This is a genomic window from Burkholderia savannae, assembly GCF_001524445.2.
Taxonomy (GTDB): domain Bacteria; phylum Pseudomonadota; class Gammaproteobacteria; order Burkholderiales; family Burkholderiaceae; genus Burkholderia; species Burkholderia savannae.
Genome location: NZ_CP013418.1, coordinates 1,588,612 through 1,607,627, shown reverse-complemented (window position 1 = coordinate 1,607,627; position 19,016 = coordinate 1,588,612). Strand labels below are relative to the sequence as shown.

The window sequence follows — 19,016 nt, the reverse complement described above, 5'->3', positions numbered from 1 at the left end:
CGATCGCCGGCGCGCCCGCCGGGCTGTGCCGATTTCGTCGCGCGCATCATCGAAAACGCACAAGCGGCGCGATGCGCGACAAGGGAAGCTGTGCGCATTTCCACCTTCGATCGACGCGACATGAAGCACATCCACATCATCGATTCGCATACGGGCGGCGAACCCACGCGCGTCGTCGTGTCCGGCTTTCCGGCGCTCGGCGGCGCGTCGATGGCCGAGCGCCTCGCGGTGCTCGCGCGCGAGCACGACCGTTTCCGCACAGCGTGCATCCTCGAGCCGCGCGGCAGCGACGTGCTCGTCGGCGCGCTGCTGTGCGAGCCCGTCTCGGCCGACGCGGCCGCGGGCGTGATCTTCTTCAACAACGCGGGCTACCTCGGCATGTGCGGGCACGGCACGATCGGGCTCGTGCGCACGTTGCATCACATGGGCCGCATCGCGCCCGGCGTGCACCGGATCGAGACGCCGGTGGGCGACGTCGAGGCGACGCTGCACGGCGATCTGTCCGTCAGCGTGCGCAACGTGCTCGCGTACCGGCACGCGAAGGGTGTCGTCGTCGACGTGCCGGGGCACGGCGCGGTGACGGGCGACGTCGCGTGGGGCGGCAACTGGTTCTTTCTCGCGAGCGATCACGGCCAGCGCGTCGCGGGCGAGAACGTCGCGGCGCTGAGCGCGTACGCGTCGGCGGTGCGCGAGGGGCTGGAGCGCGCGGGCGTGACGGGCCGCGACGGCGCGCCGATCGATCACATCGAGCTGTTCGCCGACGATCCCGAGCACGACAGCCGCAGCTTCGTGCTGTGCCCGGGCCACGCGTACGACCGCTCGCCGTGCGGCACCGGCACGAGCGCGAAGCTCGCGTGCCTTGCTGCGGACGGCAAGCTCGCGCCCGGCGCGACGTGGCGCCAGGCGAGCGTGATCGGCAGCGTGTTCTCGGCGAGTTACGAACCCGCCGAAGGCGGCATCGTGCCGACGATTCGCGGCAGCGCGCACTTGAGCGCCGAGGCGACGCTCATGATCGAGGACGACGATCCGTTCGGCTGGGGCATCGTGTCGTGAGCGAATCGCGGACCGACGTCGTCGTGATCGGCGCGGGCATCGTCGGCGCCGCGTGCGCGCACGAGTTCGCGCGGCGCGGGCTGCGCGTCGTGGTCGTCGACGACGGCAGCGGCGGCGCGACGGGCGCGGGCATGGGCCACTTGGTCGCGATGGACGACAACGCGGCCGAGCTTGCGCTCACCCACTATTCGATCGAGCTGTGGAACGCGCTGCGCGACGCGATGCCCGACGGCTGCGCGTATCGCAACTGCGGCACGCTGTGGCTCGCCGCCGACGCGCACGAGATGGACCTCGCGCGCGCGAAGCAAGCGGCGCTCGCCGAGCGCGGCGTCGCGGGCGAGCTGATCGATCGCGCGGCGCTCGCCGCGCTCGAGCCGATGCTGCGCGCGGGCCTGGGCGGCGCGCTGAGGATTCCGGGCGACGGCATCCTGTACGCGCCCGTCGCCGCGAGCTGGCTGCTCGGCCGGCTGCCGGGCGTCACGCAGCGGCGCGCGAAGGCCGTCGCCGTCGAGGGCGCGAGCGTCGCGCTCGACGGCGGCGACACGCTGCGCGCGGAGGCCGTCGTCGTCGCGAACGGCGTCGCGGCGCGCGCGCTCCTGCCGGAGCTGCCGCTGCGGCCGAAGAAGGGCCATCTGCTGATCACCGACCGCTATCCGGCGCAGGTGTCGCACCAGCTCGTCGAGCTCGGCTACGCGGCGAGCGCGCATGCGAGCGACGGCACGTCGGTCGCGTTCAACGTGCAGCCGCGGCCGACCGGGCAGTTGCTGATCGGCTCGTCGCGGCAGTTCGACACCGAGGACCCGCGCGTCGAGGCGCCCGTGCTCGCGCGGATGCTGCGTCGCGCGGTCGGCTATCTGCCCGCGCTCGCCGGCCTGAACGGCATTCGCGCGTGGACGGGCTTTCGCTGCGCGAGCCCGGACGGCCTGCCGCTTGTCGGCGAGCATCCGTCGCAGCGCGGGCTGTGGCTCGCGGTCGGGCACGAGGGGCTCGGCGTGACGACCGCGCCCGGCAGCGCGCGCGTGCTCGCCGCGCGGATGTTCGGCGAGCGCGCGGCGATCGACGTCGAGCCGTATCTGCCGGGGCGTTTCTTGTCGACGTCGAAATCGGCCGTGGCCGGAGAGCTTCAATGATCATTTATCTGGATCGCCGTCCGCTCGACGTGGCCGACGGCACGACCGTCGCGGCCGCGCTCGCACGCAGCGGCGACGACACGGCGCGCACGTCGTGCACGGGCGCCGCGCGCGCGCCGTTTTGCGGGATGGGCATTTGCCAGGAGTGCAGGGTGACGATCGACGGACGGCGCAGGCTCGCATGCCAGACGCTCTGCCGCGAAGGCATGCAGGTGGAGCGCACGCGATGACGAACGAGCATCTGATGGTCGACGTCGCGATCGTCGGCGCGGGGCCGGCGGGCCTCGCGGCCGCGCGCGCGGCCGCGCGGAGCGGCCGCACGGTCGCGATCGTCGACGACAACCCGCGCGCGGGCGGACAGGTCTGGCGGCAGGGGCCGGGCGCCGCGCCGAGCGCGCCGGCGCGCGCGAGCTTCGACGTGCTGCGGCAGCCGAGCGTGCGCCACCTGGCGGCGACGCGCGTCGTCGCCGCGCCGCGGCCCGGCGCGCTGCTCGTCGAGGACGCGGAGCGGGCGCTTTCGCTCGGTTACCGGAAGCTGATCCTGTGCTGCGGCGCGCGCGAGCTGCTGCTGCCGTTTGCCGGCTGGACGCTGCCCGGCGTGACGGGCGCGGGCGGGCTGCAGGCGCTGATCAAGGGCGGCCTGCCGGTGCGCGGCGAGCGCGTCGTGATCGCGGGCAGCGGGCCGCTTCTGATCGCGTCGCTCGCGACCGCGCGCGCGGCGGGCGCGCGCGTCGTCGCGGTCGTCGAGCAGGCGCCGCTCGACGCGCTCGCGCGTTTCGCGCTGTCGCTCGCGGCGACGCCGTCGAAGCTCGCGCAGGCGGCGCGGCTCACGCGCGGCTTTGCCGGCACGCGTTATCTGACGGGCGCGGTCGTGCGCGAAGCGCACGGCGACGCGCGCGTGCGTGCGGTCACGATCGAGCGGGGCGGCGCGCGCGCGATGCTCGAATGCGATCGCCTCGCGTGCGGCTTCGGCCTCGTGCCGAACGTGACGCTCGCGCTGGCGCTCGGCTGCGCGGTGCGCGACCGCGCGATCGCGATCGACGATGCGCAGCGCACGTCGGTCGAACACGTGTACGCGGCGGGCGAATGCACGGGCGTCGGCGGCGTCGAGCTCGCGCGGATCGAAGGCGAGCTGGCCGGGCTCGCGGCGGCTGGCGCGGACGCGGCGCCGGACGGCCGCGCGCGCGTTGCCGCGTTGCTGCGCGCGCGTGCGACGTGGCGGCGCTTCGCGTCGCGGGTGGCCGAGACGTTCGCGCTGCGCGACGCGGCGCGCGCGCTGCCGCCCGACGACACGCTGCTGTGCCGCTGCGAGGACGTGACGATCGGCGCGGTGCGCGCGCACGCGTCGGCGCGCGACGCGAAGCTGCAAACGCGCTGCGGGATGGGCGCGTGCCAGGGGCGCGTCTGCGGCGCGGCCGCGCACGCGTATTTCGGCTGGGACGACGCGCCGCCGAGCCCGCCGCGCCCGCCGTTTTCGCCCGCGCGAATCGACACGCTGCTCGTCGCGCCCGACGACGCGCTCCTATAATCGACGCCATCCGTGTTTCGACGCGCGAGATCCGTATGATGACTTTGCTTGCCGTACCGCCCGAGAAGCTGTCCGCCGCGTCCGCCGCATCGGCCGCGCCCACGACGGCCGCGTCCGCCTCGGCCGGGGCGATGTCGGCCGCTTCCGCTTCTGCTTCCGTCTCCGCTTCCGCCGCTCAGCCCGCCCCCCCGGACGACGACGGCTTCGCCGCGATGCTCGCGCATTTCGCGCAGCTGGAGCCGGTGTTCGACGCGCTGCCCGACGTCGCGTTCTTCGTGAAGGACGTGCATGCGCGCTACGCGCTCGTGAACCGCACGCTCGCGCAGCGCTGCGGCTACAAGGACAAGCGCGGCCTGTACGGCAAGGCCGCGGACGAAGTCTTTCCGCGCCGCTTCGGCCGCAGCTATGTCGAGCAGGATCTGGCGATCATCGCGGGCGGCCGGCAACTGACCGATCAGCTCGAGCTGCATCTGTACTCGGGCCGCCAGCCCGGCTGGTGCCTGACGTGCAAGGAGCCGCTGCGCAACGCGCAGGGGAGGATCGTCGGGATCGCGGGGCTGTCGCGCGACCTGCGCGCGCACGAGAGCTCGCACCCGGCGTACAGCCGCATCGCGGACGTCGTCCGCTACATCCACGCGCACTATGTGCAGCCGCTGAACCTGAAGCATCTCGCCGGGATGGCGGGGATGTCGGTCGCGCAGCTCGAGCGCTATTTCCACAAGGTGTTTCATCTGACGCCGCGGCAGATGCTGCTGAAGGCGCGGCTCGACGCGGCGACCGCGCTCCTCGTCACGCACGACAAGGTGACGGACGTCGCCGCGCTGTGCGGCTATACCGATCACAGCGCATTCACGCGGCAGTTCAAGGCGACGGTCGGCGTGACGCCGACCGAATATCGGCTGATGTTGCAGGAGGGGCGGGGGGGCTGAGATCGGGGCTTGCTCGGGGTTCGCTCGGGACTTGCTCGGGACTTGCTCGGGCGGCGGCGCGCGGGCGATCGCGCGTCGCGGCTGGGCGGGCGAGCGGGCGGCGGGGTTCGGAGAACGCGCGCGGCTTGATCGAAGCGCCGGTCGGCCGGGCGTATCGCGAGATCGACGGCAAGCCGGCCCGGATGCCGAGCGTTCGAAGCCTCGCGAAACCGATAATCCTGGAAGCCGAAGCCGAAGCCGAAGCCGAAGCCGAAGCCGAAGCCGAAGCCGAAGCCGAAGCCGAAGCCGAAGCCAACGCCAACGCCAACGCCAACGCCGGAGCCGGAGCCGAAGTGGAAAGCCTCGAAGGCTTGAAGGCTTGAAGGCTTGAAGGCTTGAAGCGAAGAAGCGAAGAAGCGAAGAAGCGAAGAAGCGAAGAAGCGAAGAAGCGAAGAAGCGAAGAAGCCAAAAGTCGGACAAAAGACTCCACAGCCCAACCGCACGCCTCAATTGCGTTCGCCAAAAAAACGAACCGGCCCATCGGGCCGGCCATGACGAAGACGAAGCGTCGGCGGGCGCGACCGGCATCGGCCGGCCGTCGCCGAATCGATCGGACGATTATCGGTAGCCGAGGCCCTTCAGCACGGCGCTGCCGTTTTCCGTCAGACGAAAGGACGGCGCCGCATCCATGTCGGTGCGGACCATTTCGACGAGGCCGGCTTCCTGCAATGCTGGCAGTTCCGGCTTCGCGTTCGCGCCGATCGGCGCGTGCAGCAGGATCAGCAGCGTCGCGATCTCGTGATGGCTGAGCAGGCGGCGCAGCATGGTTTTCGGTTTGGCCGAGGGGGCGGCCGGGCGAACCGCGGCGGACGTGTCGACGGCGCTCATCGGGAACCTCCTGAAACGATACTGGTGACGGATGGTGCCGGCCGAGTCTTAAACGATTCTTAAAGCGGCCGCGTTCGGCCGAACGGAAGATTTACCGCATGTAACAGCCTTGCTGGACAAGGGTGGCAGTGTGGTCGGAACAGTCTGAATGCAACGCGCGCGGGCGTTTTTGCGATGTTGCGTCGCCGCACCTTCGGGTTGCCCGGAAGTCGCGTAGCGCACGCGTTCCGGCGCATTGGCCGTGCGCGTACGCGACAAGGCCGGGCAAGTCGATTTCGTGCTTGCCTCCGATCAAAAGCATGCCCGACGCATGCCCGACGTACCGACCCAATCCGGACTCGGCATCGCCGGCATTGGCCCTCATGTCGAAGCCTCGAAGCCGCTCGTGCCGAAGCGGCCCGCGGCGATGTGACACGGGCCGAAGCGAAACGCAGCGCCCGGCCCGCGACGATTGCGGTCGCAGGCGACGGCGGCCGTGCGCCCGGGCTCGCGCGCGTCGACGCCGCGTCGCGGGCGGCGCATCCGTCGCACTCGGCATCCGTCGTACTCGAAGAAGCACTGACTTCCGTATGGCCACCGGGGGACTAAGCTCTATGCAGGCGTGATCGACGCCGGCCGCTACCGGTTCCGCTCACGCCGCCCGCGCTGCTCCCGCTGCGTGCAGCGATTGCGCACATCTTCGGCGCAGCCTGCCGCGCGGCGATTCCAGCCGCGCGGCCAGCGCCCGCCGCCGGACGCGCCGCGTTCCCGGCCACGCCGCTCGCGGCGACGCCCGAAGGCGGTGCGCCGGCGATCGTTGGCGGGCAGGCCGCGGGCAATTCGCGGGCAGGCCACGGGCAGGCCGCGGGCAAGTCGTGGCCGCGCTCGCCTCTGTATCGGGCGTAAGGCCCGATCGAAACGTGCGGATCGCGAACGCAGGCGCGAGCGCAAACGCAAGCAGTATCGCCGCACGAGCACGGCGGCGAGCGACGTAACCGACGGAGAAAGCAGCATGATCGAGCTACACGGACTCCAGGTCGACGAAGGTCTTGCCCGGTTCATCGAGCAGGAGGCGCTGCCCGGCACGGGCGTCGACGCGAGCGCGTTCTGGCGGGGCTTCGCCGCGCTCGTGCACGACCTCGCGCCGCGCAACCGCGCGCTGCTCGCCGAGCGCGACCGGCTGCAGCGCGAGCTCGACGGCTGGCACCGCGCGCACCCTGGACCGGTGCGCGATCCGCGCGCCTACCGCGCGTTCCTCGAGCGGATCGGCTATCTGGTGCCGCCGCCCGAGCGTGTCGCGGTGACGACGGCGAACGTCGACGCCGAAATCGCGTCGCAGGCGGGGCCGCAGCTCGTCGTGCCGCTGTCGAACGCGCGCTACGCGCTGAACGCGGCGAACGCGCGCTGGGGCAGCCTATACGACGCGCTGTACGGCACCGATGCGCTGCCCGAGGACGGCGGCGCGACGCGCGCGGGCCCCTACAACCCGGTGCGCGGCCAGCGCGTGATCGACTACGCGCGCGATTTCCTCGATCGCGCGGCGCCGCTCCTGCACGGCTCGCATCGCGACGCGCTCCGCTATCGCGTCGAGGGCGGCAGGCTCGCCGTCGACACCCGCGACGGCACGAAAACGCTCGCGCGCCCCGGGCAGTTCGCCGGCCACCAGGGCGAGGCCGACGCGCCGGGCGTCGTGCTGCTCACGCACCACGGGCTGCACATCGAGATCCGGATCGACGCGTCGGCGCCGATCGGCCGGAACGATCCGGCGCACGTGAACGACGTGGTGCTCGAGGCGGCGGTGAGCACGATCATCGATTGCGAGGATTCGGTCGCGGCCGTCGACGCGGACGACAAAGTTCAGCTCTACCGCAACTGGCTCGGGCTGATTCAGGGCACGCTGACCGAGGCGGTCGACAAGGGCGGGCGCACGTTCACGCGCCGCCTGAACGCGGACCGCGAGTACCGCGCGCCCGACGGCTCGACGCTGACGCTGCACGGCCGCTCGCTCCTCTTCGTGCGTAACGTCGGCCATCTGATGACGACGAACGCGGTGCTCGGGCGCGACGGCAACGAGATTCCGGAAGGTGTCCTCGACGGCGTCGTGACGACGCTTTGCGCGATGCACGATCTGCAGTCGAAGCGCAACTCGCGCACGGGCTCGATCTACATCGTGAAGCCGAAGATGCACGGGCCGGCGGAAGTCGCGTTCGCGGACGCGCTGTTCGCGCGCGTCGAGGATCTGCTCGGCTTGCCGCGCGACACGATCAAGATGGGGATCATGGACGAGGAGCGCCGCACGAGCGTGAACCTGTCCGCGTGCATCGCGGCGGCGCCGGCGCGCGTCGCGTTCATCAACACGGGCTTTCTCGACCGCACGGGCGACGAGATGCACAGCGCGATGGAAGCCGGGCCGATGTGCCGCAAGGGCGACATGAAGTCGTCCGCGTGGATCGCCGCGTACGAGCGCAACAACGTGCTCGCCGGGCTCGCGGCCGGGCTGCGCGGCCGCGCGCAGATCGGCAAGGGCATGTGGGCGATGCCGGACCTGATGCGCGCGATGCTCGAGCAGAAGATCGCGCATCCGCGCGCGGGCGCGAACACCGCGTGGGTGCCCTCGCCGACCGCGGCGACGCTGCACGCGCTGCATTATCACGAGGTCGACGTGCAGGCGGTCCAGCAGGAACTCGAAACGATCGACTACGCGCGCGAGCGCGACGCGCTGCTCGACGGCCTGTTGACGATTCCCGTCGTCGAGCGCGCCGCGTGGAGCGAGGACGAGATCCGCGCCGAAGTCGAGAACAACGCGCAGGGGATTCTCGGCTACGTCGTGCGCTGGGTCGAGCAGGGCGTCGGCTGCTCGAAGGTGCCCGACATCCACGACGTCGGCCTGATGGAAGACCGCGCGACGCTGCGCATCTCAAGCCAGCACATCGCGAATTGGCTGCATCACGGCGTCGTGACGCGCGCGTTCGTCGATGCGGTGTTCGAGCGGATGGCGCGCGTCGTCGATGCGCAGAACGCGGGCGACGCGCACTATCGCCCGATGGCGCCCGACGGCGCGAATTCGTACGCGTTGCGCGCCGCACGCGCGCTCGTGCTGGAGGGGCGCGACCAGCCGAGCGGCTATACCGAGCCGCTGCTGCACCGTTACCGGCTCGCGTTCAAGCGGCACCTGCAGGCGGGCTGACGCGGCGGCGGGGCGCTCCGCCGCCCGCCGCCATCGCCGCGCGTCCGGCGAAGACGCGCGTGCAAGGATGCGAGCGCACGCGCGCGGCGCGCGAAGCGCCGCCGACGACAAGGCCGACGACAAGGCCGACGACAAGGCCGACGACAAGGCCGACGACAAGGCCGACGACAAGGCCGACGACAAGGCCGACGACAAGGCCGACGACAAGGCCGACGACAAGGCCGACGACAAGGCCGACGACAAGGCCGACGACAAGGCCGACGACAAGGCCGACGACAAGGCCGACGACAAGACCGACGACAAGACCGACAACAAGACCGACAACAAGATCGACGACAAGACCGACGACAAGACCGAGACAGGAACCGTTCCGAGGGGAGACAGGAGACAACATGAACCCTTCAATCGCACTGCCGGCGGGGATCGCGTTCGCCCAGCCGCTGACCCCCGTCGCCCATTCGCTCGCGCTGTCGTTTCTCGTCGCCGTGCTGCCGATCGCGGTCGCGCTCGCGATGCTCGGGCTGTTCCGCCGTCCGGCGTGGCAGGCGTCGCTCGCGGGCCTCGCGACCGGCATCGTCGTCGCGGTCGCCGTCTGGGGGATGCCGGTCGGGCTCGCGCTGGACGCGGTCGGCGCGGGCATGGCGCTCGCGCTGATCCCCGTGATGTGGATCGTGTTCAACGCGCTGCTGCTGTACAACATCGCGGTGAAATCGGGCCGCTTCGACCAGTTCCGCCAATGGATGCTCGATCATCTGCCCGACGATCGCCGCCTCGTGCTGCTCGTCGTCGCGTTCTCGTTCGGCTGCCTGCTCGAAGGCATTTCCGGCTTCGGCACGCCCGTCGCGATCACGAGCGCGCTCCTGATCGCGCTCGGCTTTCCGGCGATCGAGGCGCTCACCTTCGCGCTGATCTTCAACACCGCGCCCGTCGCGTTCGGCGCGCTCGGCGTGCCGATCACCGTGCTCGGCGCGGTGACGTCGCTGCATCCGGACACGCTCGGCGCGATGGTCGGCCGCCAGCTGCCGTTCTTCGCGCTGCTGCTGCCGTTCTACGTCGTCGGGATCTACGGCGGCCTGCGCTCGATCGGCCGGCTGTGGCCGGCGCTTTTCGTGTCCGGCGGCAGCTTCGCGCTCGCGCAGTTCGTCACGTCGAACTTCATCAGCTATCAGCTGACCGACGTGCTGTCGTCGCTCACGTCGCTGATCGTGACGATCGGATTCCTGAAAATCTGGAAGCCGCGGCCCGATCCGCAGTTCGCGATCCCGCGCGGCGACGCGGCCGTCGGCGCGGGCGCCGCGCACGGGCGCGTCGGCTACGGCGGCTGGCTGCCGTGGCTCGTCGTGTCGGTGATCGTGATCTTCTGGGTGCACGCGGGCGTCGCCGCGATCGGCGACATGAAGATCAAGTGGCCCGGCTTGCACGACGCGGTCTACATGACGCTCTATCACAAGCCGTACGTGGCGATCTGGGATTTCCAGCCGCTCGGCACCGGCACCGCGATCCTGCTGTCGGCGATCGTCACGGCCGTGTGGACGCGCACCGGCGTCGCGAGCTTCTTCGGCTGCGTCGCGCAGACGTGGCGGCAGACGCGCATCGCGATCGTCACCGTGATGATGATCGTCGGGCTTGCGTACCTGCTCAACTATTCGGGGATGAGCTACACGCTCGGGATGGGCGTCGCGTCGACGGGCGCGCTGTTCCCGCTCGTGTCGGCCACGCTCGGCTGGATCGCGGTGTTCCTGTCGGGCAGCGACACGTCGGGCAACGCACTCTTCGGCAACCTGCAGGTCGTCGCCGCGAAGCAGCTCGGCTTCGATCCGGTGCTGATGGCCGCGACGAACTCGTCGGGCGGCGTGATGGGCAAGATGATCTCGCCGCAGAACATCGCGACCGGCGTGTCGACGACCGATCTGAAAGGGCAGGAAGGCGTCGTGTTCGCGCGGACTTTCTGGCACAGCGTGATCCTCACGCTGCTGCTCGGCGTGCTCGTGTTTCTCCAGCAGCACGTGCTGAGCTGGATGATTCCGGCGCTGCCGCATTGACGGCGCAGGGGGCGGCGCGCGCGTCGGCGGGCGGATCGCGGCGGCGCGCGGCGCGTCGCGGGACGTCGCGGGACAGCGCGGGACAGCGCGCTTTTTTCCCGCGATTTTCCGCGCGCGGTGCGCGCCAGGCGATCACGAAACGCGGCCGGTCGGGCGCAATGGTGCGTTCGAATTCACTCGACGGCGTCGCCGGACGCGAACGGCGGGGCGATCCGGCTCGCGTTCGCCGTGGCGGTACGACAAGGCGGTGTGGCGCGCTTCGGCGCATGCCGGAACGCGGGCGAAGTGGCATTTCGCGCCGCGATCGAATGCGATGCGGGACGTGCTAATTGTCGAGTGCCAAGTGCCAAGTGCCAAGTGCCAAGTGCTATGTGCTACGTGCTACGTGCTACGTGCTACGTGCGGCGTGCGGCGTGCGATGTGCGGCGTGCGATGTGCGATGCGCGACGCGCGGGCCGCGACGCACGGCATGGCGTGACGTCGCGAGCCGCCGCCGGGCCAATCGTCACGTCTTTTCGGCGCGCGACAGCCGTGCGCGTCGCCCGCCGGCCATGCGCGCGCCGGCCTGAACGCCGCCCGCGCCGGCTGCCGCGCCGCGCTCACTTGCGCCGCTGCGCCTGCGCGGCGAGCCGCACGGCCGCGTTCGCCGCGCCGTACCCGTCGTAGCCACCGCGCCGCTCGACGAGCTCGAACGAAAAGCGGTTGTCGACGAGCTCGGTGTACGCGTGCAGGAACTCGCCGCCCGCTTCGTCGCGGTCGTAGAGCAGATGATGGCGGCTGAGCGTATCGATCGTCTCGTCGGGCAGCGCGTAGCGCGCGGCGAGATCGTCGTAGTAATTGCGTGGAATCCGCAGGAACGGCACGCCGTCCGCCGCGAATTCGGCGATCGCCGCGACGATGTCGTCGGTGCGGAACGCGACGTGATTGAGCCCCGTGCCGCGATAGCGCTCGAGCGACTGGACGACGGCCGTATGCCGGTCCACCGACGCGTTCAGCGCGATCCGCACCGAGCCGTCCGGGCTGCGCACCGCGCGGCTGCGCACGAGCCCGTACGGATCGGGCACGAGCCAGTTGCGCTCGGCCTCGAAGCCGAACGCGGTCTTGAAGAACAGCACCCACGTGTCGAGCGCGTCTGCGGGCAGCGCGAGGCACACGTGATCGATGCCGGCGAGCGGGCCGACCTCGCTCGGCCCGTCGATGTCGGTGAGCACGAAGTCCGATTCGTACAGCGTCGGCGCGCCGGGCGCCTCGTCGACGAAATATTCGAGGCTGCCGTCCGGCGCGCGCACGCTTGGCAGCACGCGCTCGTTCGGGCCGACGCGGCCCGAGAACGGCGCGTAGCCGTAGCCCGCCGCGCGCTCGAACGCGAGCCGCGCGTCGTCGACGCGAAACGCCGACGCGCACAGCGACAGGCCGTGCTCCTGAAAGAACGCGTCGGCGAACGAGTCGCGCTCGGCGTTCAGCACGATCGACGCCGCGCCGTGCTGATAGAGCGTCACGTCCTTCGACCGGTGGCGGCCCGCGCGCCTGAAGCGCAGCTTGCCGAGCCAGCCGGCGACGTTCTCGGCGGCGGCCGCGTCCACCGCGAATTCGATGAACTGGAAGCCGACGTGCGTGGGCGCGGGCGGCGGCGCGAAGAGCGGCTGCGACGGCCTCGGGGCGATGCGCGGGCCCGCGCCGCGCGCGGCTTCCTGCCCGGCTTGTGCGGCGTGTCCCGTTTGTTCCGCTTGTCCCGCCTGCCCCACTTGCCCCGCCGGCGCCCGCCTTGCTTCGCGGGCGAGCCGCGCGCGCGTCGTTTCTTCGAGATAGAGCAGCGACCGGTAGCCGTCGGCCGCCGTCAGCGCGGTCGGCGCGGCGCGCAGGTCGTCGTTGAAGATTTCGAGCGACAGCGGCCCTTCGTAGCCCGATTCGATCACGCGCGCGGTGAATTCCGCGAGGTCGAAGTCGCCCTGGCCCGGAAACGACCGGTAATGACGGCTCCATTCGAGCACGTCCATCGCGAGCTTCGGCGCGTCGGCGATCTGCACGAACGCGATCCGGCTGCCCGGAATGCGCGCGATGCCGTCGGGCGAATCGTCGAGCGACAGCGTGTGGAAGCTGTCGAGCGCGAGCCCGAGGTTCGGATGGCCGACCGCGTCGACGAGCCGCCACGCGTGGCCGTAGGTCTTCACGATCCGACCCCACGCAAGCGCCTCGTACGCGACGACGACGCCCGCCTCTTGCGCGGCGCGCGCGAGCGCGCCCAACTGGGCGACGAGCAGCGCGTCGTCGCCGAGCGCGTCCGGCGACACGTTGCTGCATACGAGAATGCGCTCCGCGCCCAGTTCGTGCATCAGCTCGAACTTTCGCTTCGCGCGTTCGAGATTGCGCGCGAGGCGCTCGGGCGGCACGCCCTCGAAGTCGCGAAACGGCTGGAACAGCACGATGTCGAGGCCGAGATCGGCGGCGATGCGGCGCACGTCGGCGGGCGAGCCGTCGAAGTACAGCAAGTCGTTCTCGAAGATCTCGACGCCGTCGAAGCCGGCCGCGCGGATCGCGTTGAGCTTCTCGACGAGCGTGCCGGACAGCGACACGGTGGCGATCGAACGCTGCATGGTGAGTTTCCCGCTGGTGAGGGACGGCGCGCGGCCGGTTGCGCCGCGCCGCTGGAGGAGGCACGTTGCCGGCCGCGCGCCGTCGAAGGTCGGAAAGGCGCGAGTCGCAGAGTATACGAACTAACTAGATGGTACAAATTATAGAAAACCCGGAAAGACTTTGCGCAAGCGCAAGCGCACACTGACGCCGGATCTTGACGACGCAGGCGCGTTCGTCTACGGATGCGTACCCGTTTTTTACCGGAGTGTCATACATGAGCAAGCCGAAGGTGCTGGTCCTGAACGGGCCGAACCTGAACCTGCTGGGCAAGCGCGAGCCGCACATCTACGGCTCGGAAACGCTGCAGGACGTCGAGCGCCGCTGCGCGGACGCCGCGCACGCGCTCGGCCTCGCGCTCGAGTTTCGCCAGTCGAACGCCGAGCATCAGCTGATCGACTGGCTGCACGAAGCGCGCGAGCGCGTTGCGGGCGTGGTGATCAATCCGGCCGCGTACACGCACACGTCGGTCGCGATCGCCGACGCGCTCGCCGCGCTCGGCAAGCCGATCATCGAAGTGCACATCTCGAACATCCACCGGCGCGAGGCGTTTCGCCACCATTCGTTCGTGTCGGCGGTCGCCGACGGCGTGATCTGCGGCTGCGGCACCGAAGGCTACGTGCTCGCGCTGCAGCGGATCGCGACGCTGATCGGGCGGGAGGGCGCGCGATGAGCGGACGTTCGTTTCTGATCGGCCTGATCGGCTCCGGGATCGGCGGTTCGCTGTCGCCCGCGATGCACGAGGAGGAAGGCCGCCGCCAGGGCTTGAACTACGTGTACCGGCGCATCGATCTGGACGCGCTGCGGCTGACGGCCGACGCGCTGCCCGAGCTGCTCGCGGCGGCCGAGCGGATGGGCTTCGACGGGCTGAACATCACGCATCCGTGCAAGCAACGCGTGATCGAGCTGCTCGACGAGTTGTCGCCGGACGCGGCCGCGCTCGGCGCGGTCAACACGGTGCGCTTTCTCGGCGGCCGGCGGATCGGCCACAACACCGACTGGTCGGGCTTCGCGAAGGCGTTCGCGCGCGGGCTGCCGGGCGCGCCGCTCACGCGCGTCGCGCAGCTGGGCGCGGGCGGCGCGGGCGCGGCCGTCGCGCATGCGGCGCTGACGATGGGCGCGGCGGAGCTCGCGCTCTTCGACGTCGACCCGGCGCGCGCACGCGCGCTCGCCGATCAGTTGCAGGCGCGCTTCCCGCAAGCGCGCCTGAGCGCGGGCGGCTCGCTCGCCGAAGCGCTCGCGAGCGCGAACGGCCTCATTCACGCGACGCCGACCGGCATGCTCAAGCATCCGGGCCTGCCGCTGCCGGCCGAGTTGCTGCGCCCCGACCTGTGGGTCGCGGACATCGTCTATTTCCCGCTCGAAACCGAACTGATCCGCACGGCGCGCGCGCTCGGCTGCCGCACGCTGCCGGGGGGCGGCATGGCGGTGTACCAGGCGGTCGACGCGTTCGAGATCTTCACCGGCCGCGCGCCGGACGCCGAGCGCATGTTCGAGCACTTCCAGGCGCTCGTCGCGCGCTGAATTTCCCAACCAGACAGAACGACGGATACAACAGGAGACATCGATGCCCCAGCCGATCAACACCGACGCCGCGGCGAGCGCGGCCGTCGCGACCGCCCGCGCGCCGGGCGCCGCGCAGCCGCGCTCGAATGCGCGCTACCGGATTCTCGCGCTGCTCGCGATCGGGACGATGATCAATTATCTCGATCGCACGGTGCTCGGCGTCGCGGCGCCCGGCCTGACGAAAGAGCTCGGCATCGGCGCGGCGGCGATGGGCGTGATGTTCTCCGCGTTCTCGTGGACCTACGTGCTCGCGCAGGTGCCGGGCGGCCTGCTGCTCGACCGCTTCGGCAGCAAGATCACCTATTACTGGTCGATGACGCTGTGGTCCGCGTTCACGCTGCTGCAAGGCTTCGTTCACGGCGTCGCGCCGCTCCTCGCGTGCCGGCTCGGGCTCGGCTTCTCCGAAGCGCCGTGCTTTCCGACCAACAGCCGCGTCGTCGCGACCTGGTTCCCGCAGAAGGAGCGCGCGATGGCGACGGGCACCTACACCGTCGGCGAATACATCGGCCTCGCGTTCCTGAGCCCCGTGCTGTTCGCGCTGATGGGCGCGTTCGGCTGGCGCTCGCTCTTCTGGGTCGTGGGCGGCGTCGGCATCGTGTTCGGCTTCGTCTGGTGGAAGTTCTATCACGAGCCGCAGGACCATCCGCGCGCGAACGCGGCCGAGCTCGCGTACATCGAGGGCGGCGGCGGCCTCGTGCAATCGTCGCGCGACGGCCGGCGCGCGAAGTTCAGCTGGCGCATCGCCGGCCGGTTGCTGAAGAAGCGCCAGCTCGCGGGCATCTGCCTCGGCCAGTTCGCCGGCAACTCGACGCTCGTGTTCTTTCTCACGTGGTTCCCGACCTATCTCGCGACCGAGCGCCACATGGGCTGGCTCAAGATCGGCTTCTTCGCGGTGATGCCGTTCATCGCCGCGTCCGTCGGCGTGATGTTCGGCGGGATCTTCTCCGACTGGCTGCTGCGCCGCGGAAAGTCGGCGAACGTCGCGCGCAAGCTGCCGATCATCGCGGGCCTGCTGCTCGCATCGACGATCGTGCTCGCGAACTACGTGCAGAGCAACGAGGCGGTGATCGCGATCATGTCGGTCGCGTTCTTCGCGCAGGGGATGGCCGCGCTCGGCTGGACGCTCGTGTCCGACATCGCGCCCGAAGGGCTTCTCGGCGCGACGGGCGGCATCTTCAATCTCGCCGCGAACCTCGCGGGCATCGTCACGCCGCTCGTCGTCGGCTTCATCGTCGCGGCGACCGGGTCGTTCGTCGGCGCGCTCGCGTTCATCGGCGTCGTCGCGCTGATCGGCGCGCTGTCGTACATCTTCATCGTCGGCGACATCAAGCGGATCGAACTGTAAGCGGCGCGCGCCGAATGAACCGCGCGCGCGGCCCGATTGGATCGCGCGCGCCGTTTTTTCCGCGTCGGGGCGGATCGCGGTGGGCAGCTCGCGGCCGGATCGACGACGGCGCGCGCGCTCGGCCGCCGTCGCGTTTGCGCGATGCGCCGGCGCGCTCGACACGTGCCGTCCGTTGCCCCGCCGCGTCCGGGGCGACTTCGCCGCCTCTGTATTGCCGCGTCCGCATCACCACCTCCGATTACCACCTCTGCATCACCACCTCCGAATTACCACCTCCGATTACCACCTCTGCATCACCGCTTCCACATCACCGCATCGCAATCCCGAGCGACTTCAGCGCGCCGCCGATCGCCGCCACCGCCCCCCGCATCTCGTCCGCGCCGATCGCGCCGATGCAGCCGACGCGAAACGTGTCGGCCGTCGTCAGCTTGCCCGGATACAGCACGTAGCCGGCGTCGCGCACGGCCGCGTAGAACGCCGGGAACGCATACGCGGGATCGGCGGGCGCGTGGAACGTGACGATCACGCTCGCCTGCGCGCGCGCATCGAGAAACGGCTCGAAGCCGAGCGCGCGCATCCCGTCGATCAGCGTCGCGCAGTTGTTCGCATAGCGCGCGCCGCGCGCCGGCTGCCCGCCTTCGTCGAAGAACTGGTCGAGCGCGGTGCGCAGCGCGGCGAGCACGTGCGTCGGCGGCGTGAAGCGCCATTGCGACGTGCGCTGCATGTATGCGTATTGGTCGTGAAGATCGAGCGCGACCGACGCGGAGCGCCCTTCGGACGCTTCGAGCAGCGCGCGCCGCACGATCACGAAGCCCATGCCGGGCACGCCTTCGAGACACTTGCCGCTCGCCGAGATCAACGCGTCGACGCCGCTGTCGGCGAGCGCGATCGGCAGCGCGCCGAACGAGCTCATCGCATCGACGATCAGCGCCTTTCGGCGCGCGCGGCAGACGGCCGCGATGCCGTCGAGCGGATTGAGCAGCCCGGCGCTGGTTTCCAGATGCACGAGCGCGACGTGCGTGATGCGCGGATCGCGCGCGAGCGCATCGTCGATCGCCTGCGCGCTCGCCGGTTCGTCTTCGGCGAACGGCAGCTCGACGTGCGCGATGCCGAGCCGGCTCAGGATCGTCGCGATCCGCGCGCAGTACGCGCCGTTGTTCGGCACGAGCACGCGGCCGTCGCGCGGCACGAGCGAGCCGAGCGCCGCCTCGACCGCGAACGTGCCGCTTCCCTGCAGCGGCACGCAGACGAAGGCGTCGCCGCCGCCCGCGATCCGCACGAGGTCCGCGCAGACGCTCAGCGTCAGCTGGTTGAAAGCGGCGTCCCACGAGCCCCAGTCGCGCAGCATCGCGTCGCGCGTCTTGCGCGACGTCGTCAGCGGGCCCGGCGTCAACAGGATCGGATCACGTGCGTGCATGGCGTCGTCACTCCAGGAAAGGTCGAATCGAGTGATTCGATGATGTGGAGGATATTGGCGAAATGTGTCGTTTTTTGGAAATCGAGTCAATCGTCACGGCGCTGTCATCGAACGCTGTGATGCTTCGGGTGCCGCGAAAGACCGGAGCGTCCGGCCGCGGCGGGACGGCGGCGCGGCCCGCGCGGACGGCGATTTGCGCCGTTCGGCCGTTCGTGGTTCCACCCTACGGAGAAGCGACATGACGGATTCGAAGTTCCCGCGCGGCGGCGCCTGGCGCCGCTTCGCGCTCGCCGCCGGCGCGGCCGCGCTGTTGCAAGGCGTTGCGACGCACGCGCAAGCGGCGGCGGTCGTGCTGTACACGGCGGACGGCCTCGAGAACCTGTACCGCGACGTGCTGCCCGCGTTCGAGAAGCAGGAAGGCGTGAAGGTCAACATCGTGACGGCGGGCAGCGGCGAAGTGGTGAACCGCGCGAACGTCGAGAAGGGCTCTCCGAAGGCCGACGTGATCGTCACGCTGCCGCCGTTCATCCAGCAGGCGGGCCAGCTCGGCCTCCTGCAGCCGTACCGCAGCGTCAACTACAAGAACGTGCCGGCGATCGCGAAGGCGGACGACGGCTCGTGGGCCACCTTCGTCAACAACTACTTCTCGTTCGCGATCAACCCGTCGGTCGTGAAGAGCCAGCCGAAGACGTTCGCCGATCTGCTGCATCCGGATTACAGCGGCAAGCTCGCGTACTCGAACCCGGCGACGGCGGGCGACGGGATGGCCGTGATCATCCTGACGAGCGCGCTGATGGGCGAGGACAAGGCGTTCGACTATCTCGCGAAGCTCGAGCGCGGCGTGAAGTTCCACACGAAGGGCACGGGCTACCTGAACGTGCTGCTGTCGCGCAACGAGATCGCGGTCGCGAACGGCGATCTGCAGATGGATCTCGACGACGCCGAGCACGGCGGCCTGTCGATCAAGCCGATCTTCGTTTCCGCGAAGGACGGCGAGCCGCCGACGACGTTCCAGCTGCCGTACGCGATCGGCCTCGTCAAGAGCGGCCCGAACCAGGACGCGGGCAAGAAGCTGATCGACTACCTGATGTCGACCGACGTGCAGGCGAAGGTGCCCGACATGTTCGGCATCCCGGGCCGCACCGACGTGCCGCTCGCGGGCAAGAACGGCGAGGCGGTGAAGCGCGCGATCGCCGGCGTGAAGCTGATTCCGGTCGACTGGAACGCGGTGATGGCGAAGAAGCCCGTCTGGACCGAGCGCTGGAAGAAGGAAGTGATCGGCGATTCGGGCAAGCAGACCGAAGTCGTCAAGCCGAAATGAGCGGACGCCGCGGCCGCGACA

Annotated in this window: 16 protein-coding genes and 2 pseudogenes; 13 read left to right on the top strand and 5 right to left on the bottom strand. The window is 70.3% G+C overall.

Annotated elements, in window-relative coordinates; translation table 11 throughout:
• The first annotated feature begins 120 nt into the window (after window positions 1–120).
• The 6 genes from WS78_RS28290 (at window position 121) to WS78_RS37295 (ending at window position 5,002) form a co-directional block, all read left to right on the top strand.
• Entirely contained in the window at window positions 121–1,053 is a 933-nt protein-coding gene (locus WS78_RS28290) for a 4-hydroxyproline epimerase (protein ID WP_038750926.1), read from the top strand.
• Entirely contained in the window at window positions 1,050–2,183 is a 1,134-nt protein-coding gene (locus WS78_RS28285) for an NAD(P)/FAD-dependent oxidoreductase (RefSeq protein ID WP_038750927.1), read from the top strand. The genes WS78_RS28290 and WS78_RS28285 overlap by 4 nt, the downstream gene beginning before the upstream one ends.
• A complete protein-coding gene (locus WS78_RS28280) occupies window positions 2,180–2,413 on the top strand; it encodes a (2Fe-2S)-binding protein (RefSeq protein ID WP_038750928.1) in 234 nt (77 codons plus the stop codon). The genes WS78_RS28285 and WS78_RS28280 overlap by 4 nt, the downstream gene beginning before the upstream one ends.
• On the top strand, window positions 2,410–3,711 hold the full coding sequence (locus WS78_RS28275; RefSeq protein WP_059579951.1) for an NAD(P)/FAD-dependent oxidoreductase: 1,302 nt from the start codon (window positions 2,410–2,412) through the stop codon (window positions 3,709–3,711). Before WS78_RS28280 ends, WS78_RS28275 begins: the two co-directional genes overlap by 4 nt.
• A 35-nt stretch (window positions 3,712–3,746) precedes the next feature.
• A complete protein-coding gene (locus WS78_RS28270; protein WP_059579946.1) occupies window positions 3,747–4,640 on the top strand; it encodes an AraC family transcriptional regulator in 894 nt (297 codons plus the stop codon).
• Between the two features lie 125 nt (window positions 4,641–4,765).
• The gene (locus WS78_RS37295; RefSeq protein ID WP_197419399.1) at window positions 4,766–5,002 is read left to right on the top strand and encodes a hypothetical protein; all 237 of its coding nucleotides are present in this window, start codon (window positions 4,766–4,768) and stop codon (window positions 5,000–5,002) included.
• Window positions 5,003–5,237: 235 nt separating this feature from the next.
• Here WS78_RS37295 and WS78_RS28260 read toward each other — a convergent pair whose 3' ends face one another.
• The gene (locus WS78_RS28260; RefSeq protein WP_317135476.1) at window positions 5,238–5,444 is read right to left on the bottom strand and encodes a hypothetical protein; all 207 of its coding nucleotides are present in this window, start codon (window positions 5,442–5,444) and stop codon (window positions 5,238–5,240) included.
• Here WS78_RS28260 and WS78_RS38300 point away from each other — a divergent pair.
• Entirely contained in the window at window positions 5,443–5,535 is a 93-nt protein-coding gene (locus WS78_RS38300) for a malate synthase (RefSeq protein ID WP_317135477.1), read from the top strand. The genes WS78_RS28260 and WS78_RS38300 overlap by 2 nt on opposite strands.
• A 963-nt stretch (window positions 5,536–6,498) precedes the next feature.
• Window positions 6,499–8,673, top strand: coding sequence for a malate synthase G (locus WS78_RS28255; protein ID WP_059579941.1), 2,175 nt, complete (start codon window positions 6,499–6,501; stop codon window positions 8,671–8,673).
• Here the strand turns inward: WS78_RS28255 and WS78_RS36455 are convergent.
• The gene (locus tag WS78_RS36455; protein ID WP_156437424.1) at window positions 8,648–9,067 is read right to left on the bottom strand and encodes a hypothetical protein; all 420 of its coding nucleotides are present in this window, start codon (window positions 9,065–9,067) and stop codon (window positions 8,648–8,650) included. The genes WS78_RS28255 and WS78_RS36455 overlap by 26 nt on opposite strands.
• Here WS78_RS36455 and WS78_RS28245 point away from each other — a divergent pair.
• Window positions 9,066–10,715, top strand: a complete 1,650-nt coding sequence (locus WS78_RS28245; protein WP_038754932.1) for an L-lactate permease — start codon at window positions 9,066–9,068, stop codon at window positions 10,713–10,715. The two genes, WS78_RS36455 and WS78_RS28245, sit on opposite strands and share 2 nt — an antisense overlap.
• Before the next feature lie 599 nt (window positions 10,716–11,314).
• Here the strand turns inward: WS78_RS28245 and WS78_RS38415 are convergent.
• Together WS78_RS38415 and WS78_RS38410 are read right to left on the bottom strand one after the other, a co-directional pair.
• Window positions 11,315–12,382 (bottom strand): annotated as a pseudogene (locus WS78_RS38415) (4-hydroxyphenylpyruvate dioxygenase family protein); the annotation flags it as partial.
• A gap of 90 nt (window positions 12,383–12,472) precedes the next feature.
• A pseudogene (locus WS78_RS38410) lies at window positions 12,473–13,309 on the bottom strand (sugar phosphate isomerase/epimerase family protein); the annotation flags it as partial.
• 254 nt (window positions 13,310–13,563) lie between these two features.
• Between WS78_RS38410 and aroQ the strand changes: the two are divergent.
• From aroQ to WS78_RS28215, 3 genes are read left to right on the top strand one after another with little or no spacing between them, the layout of a single operon-like run.
• Window positions 13,564–14,019 (top strand): type II 3-dehydroquinate dehydratase, encoded by a 456-nt coding sequence (aroQ, locus tag WS78_RS28225; protein WP_038754938.1) that lies wholly within the window; start codon window positions 13,564–13,566, stop codon window positions 14,017–14,019.
• Window positions 14,016–14,870 carry a shikimate dehydrogenase gene (locus WS78_RS28220; protein ID WP_038754941.1) on the top strand — a complete coding sequence of 285 codons (855 nt, stop codon included), beginning with the start codon at window positions 14,016–14,018 and terminating at the stop codon, window positions 14,868–14,870. Before aroQ ends, WS78_RS28220 begins: the two co-directional genes overlap by 4 nt.
• Before the next feature lie 43 nt (window positions 14,871–14,913).
• Entirely contained in the window at window positions 14,914–16,257 is a 1,344-nt protein-coding gene (locus WS78_RS28215; RefSeq protein WP_059579933.1) for an MFS transporter, read from the top strand.
• 307 nt (window positions 16,258–16,564) lie between these two features.
• On the opposite strand, the gene WS78_RS28210 is transcribed toward WS78_RS28215, so the two are convergent.
• The gene (locus WS78_RS28210; protein WP_038754946.1) at window positions 16,565–17,674 is read right to left on the bottom strand and encodes a 2-aminoethylphosphonate--pyruvate transaminase; all 1,110 of its coding nucleotides are present in this window, start codon (window positions 17,672–17,674) and stop codon (window positions 16,565–16,567) included.
• A gap of 238 nt (window positions 17,675–17,912) precedes the next feature.
• Here WS78_RS28210 and phnS point away from each other — a divergent pair, with 238 nt between their 5' ends.
• Complete coding sequence (gene phnS, locus WS78_RS28200; protein ID WP_038754949.1) at window positions 17,913–18,995, top strand: 2-aminoethylphosphonate ABC transporter substrate-binding protein; 1,083 nt, start codon at window positions 17,913–17,915, stop codon at window positions 18,993–18,995.
• Window positions 18,996–19,016: the final 21 nt, after the last annotated feature.

Coding starts and splice junctions, on each gene's coding strand:
- WS78_RS28290 (WP_038750926.1), top strand. CDS start 121: ATGAAGCACATCCACATCATCGATTCGCATACGGGCGGCGAACCCACG.
- WS78_RS28280 (WP_038750928.1), top strand. CDS start 2,180: ATGATCATTTATCTGGATCGCCGTCCGCTCGACGTGGCCGACGGCACG.
- WS78_RS28275 (WP_059579951.1), top strand. CDS start 2,410: ATGACGAACGAGCATCTGATGGTCGACGTCGCGATCGTCGGCGCGGGG.
- WS78_RS28270 (WP_059579946.1), top strand. CDS start 3,747: ATGATGACTTTGCTTGCCGTACCGCCCGAGAAGCTGTCCGCCGCGTCC.
- WS78_RS38300 (WP_317135477.1), top strand. CDS start 5,443: ATGGTTTTCGGTTTGGCCGAGGGGGCGGCCGGGCGAACCGCGGCGGAC.
- WS78_RS28260 (WP_317135476.1), bottom strand. CDS start 5,444: ATGCTGCGCCGCCTGCTCAGCCATCACGAGATCGCGACGCTGCTGATC.
- WS78_RS28255 (WP_059579941.1), top strand. CDS start 6,499: ATGATCGAGCTACACGGACTCCAGGTCGACGAAGGTCTTGCCCGGTTC.
- WS78_RS28245 (WP_038754932.1), top strand. CDS start 9,066: ATGAACCCTTCAATCGCACTGCCGGCGGGGATCGCGTTCGCCCAGCCG.
- WS78_RS36455 (WP_156437424.1), bottom strand. CDS start 9,067: ATGTTGTCTCCTGTCTCCCCTCGGAACGGTTCCTGTCTCGGTCTTGTC.
- aroQ (WP_038754938.1), top strand. CDS start 13,564: ATGAGCAAGCCGAAGGTGCTGGTCCTGAACGGGCCGAACCTGAACCTG.
- WS78_RS28220 (WP_038754941.1), top strand. CDS start 14,016: ATGAGCGGACGTTCGTTTCTGATCGGCCTGATCGGCTCCGGGATCGGC.
- WS78_RS28215 (WP_059579933.1), top strand. CDS start 14,914: ATGCCCCAGCCGATCAACACCGACGCCGCGGCGAGCGCGGCCGTCGCG.
- WS78_RS28210 (WP_038754946.1), bottom strand. CDS start 17,674: ATGCACGCACGTGATCCGATCCTGTTGACGCCGGGCCCGCTGACGACG.
- phnS (WP_038754949.1), top strand. CDS start 17,913: ATGACGGATTCGAAGTTCCCGCGCGGCGGCGCCTGGCGCCGCTTCGCG.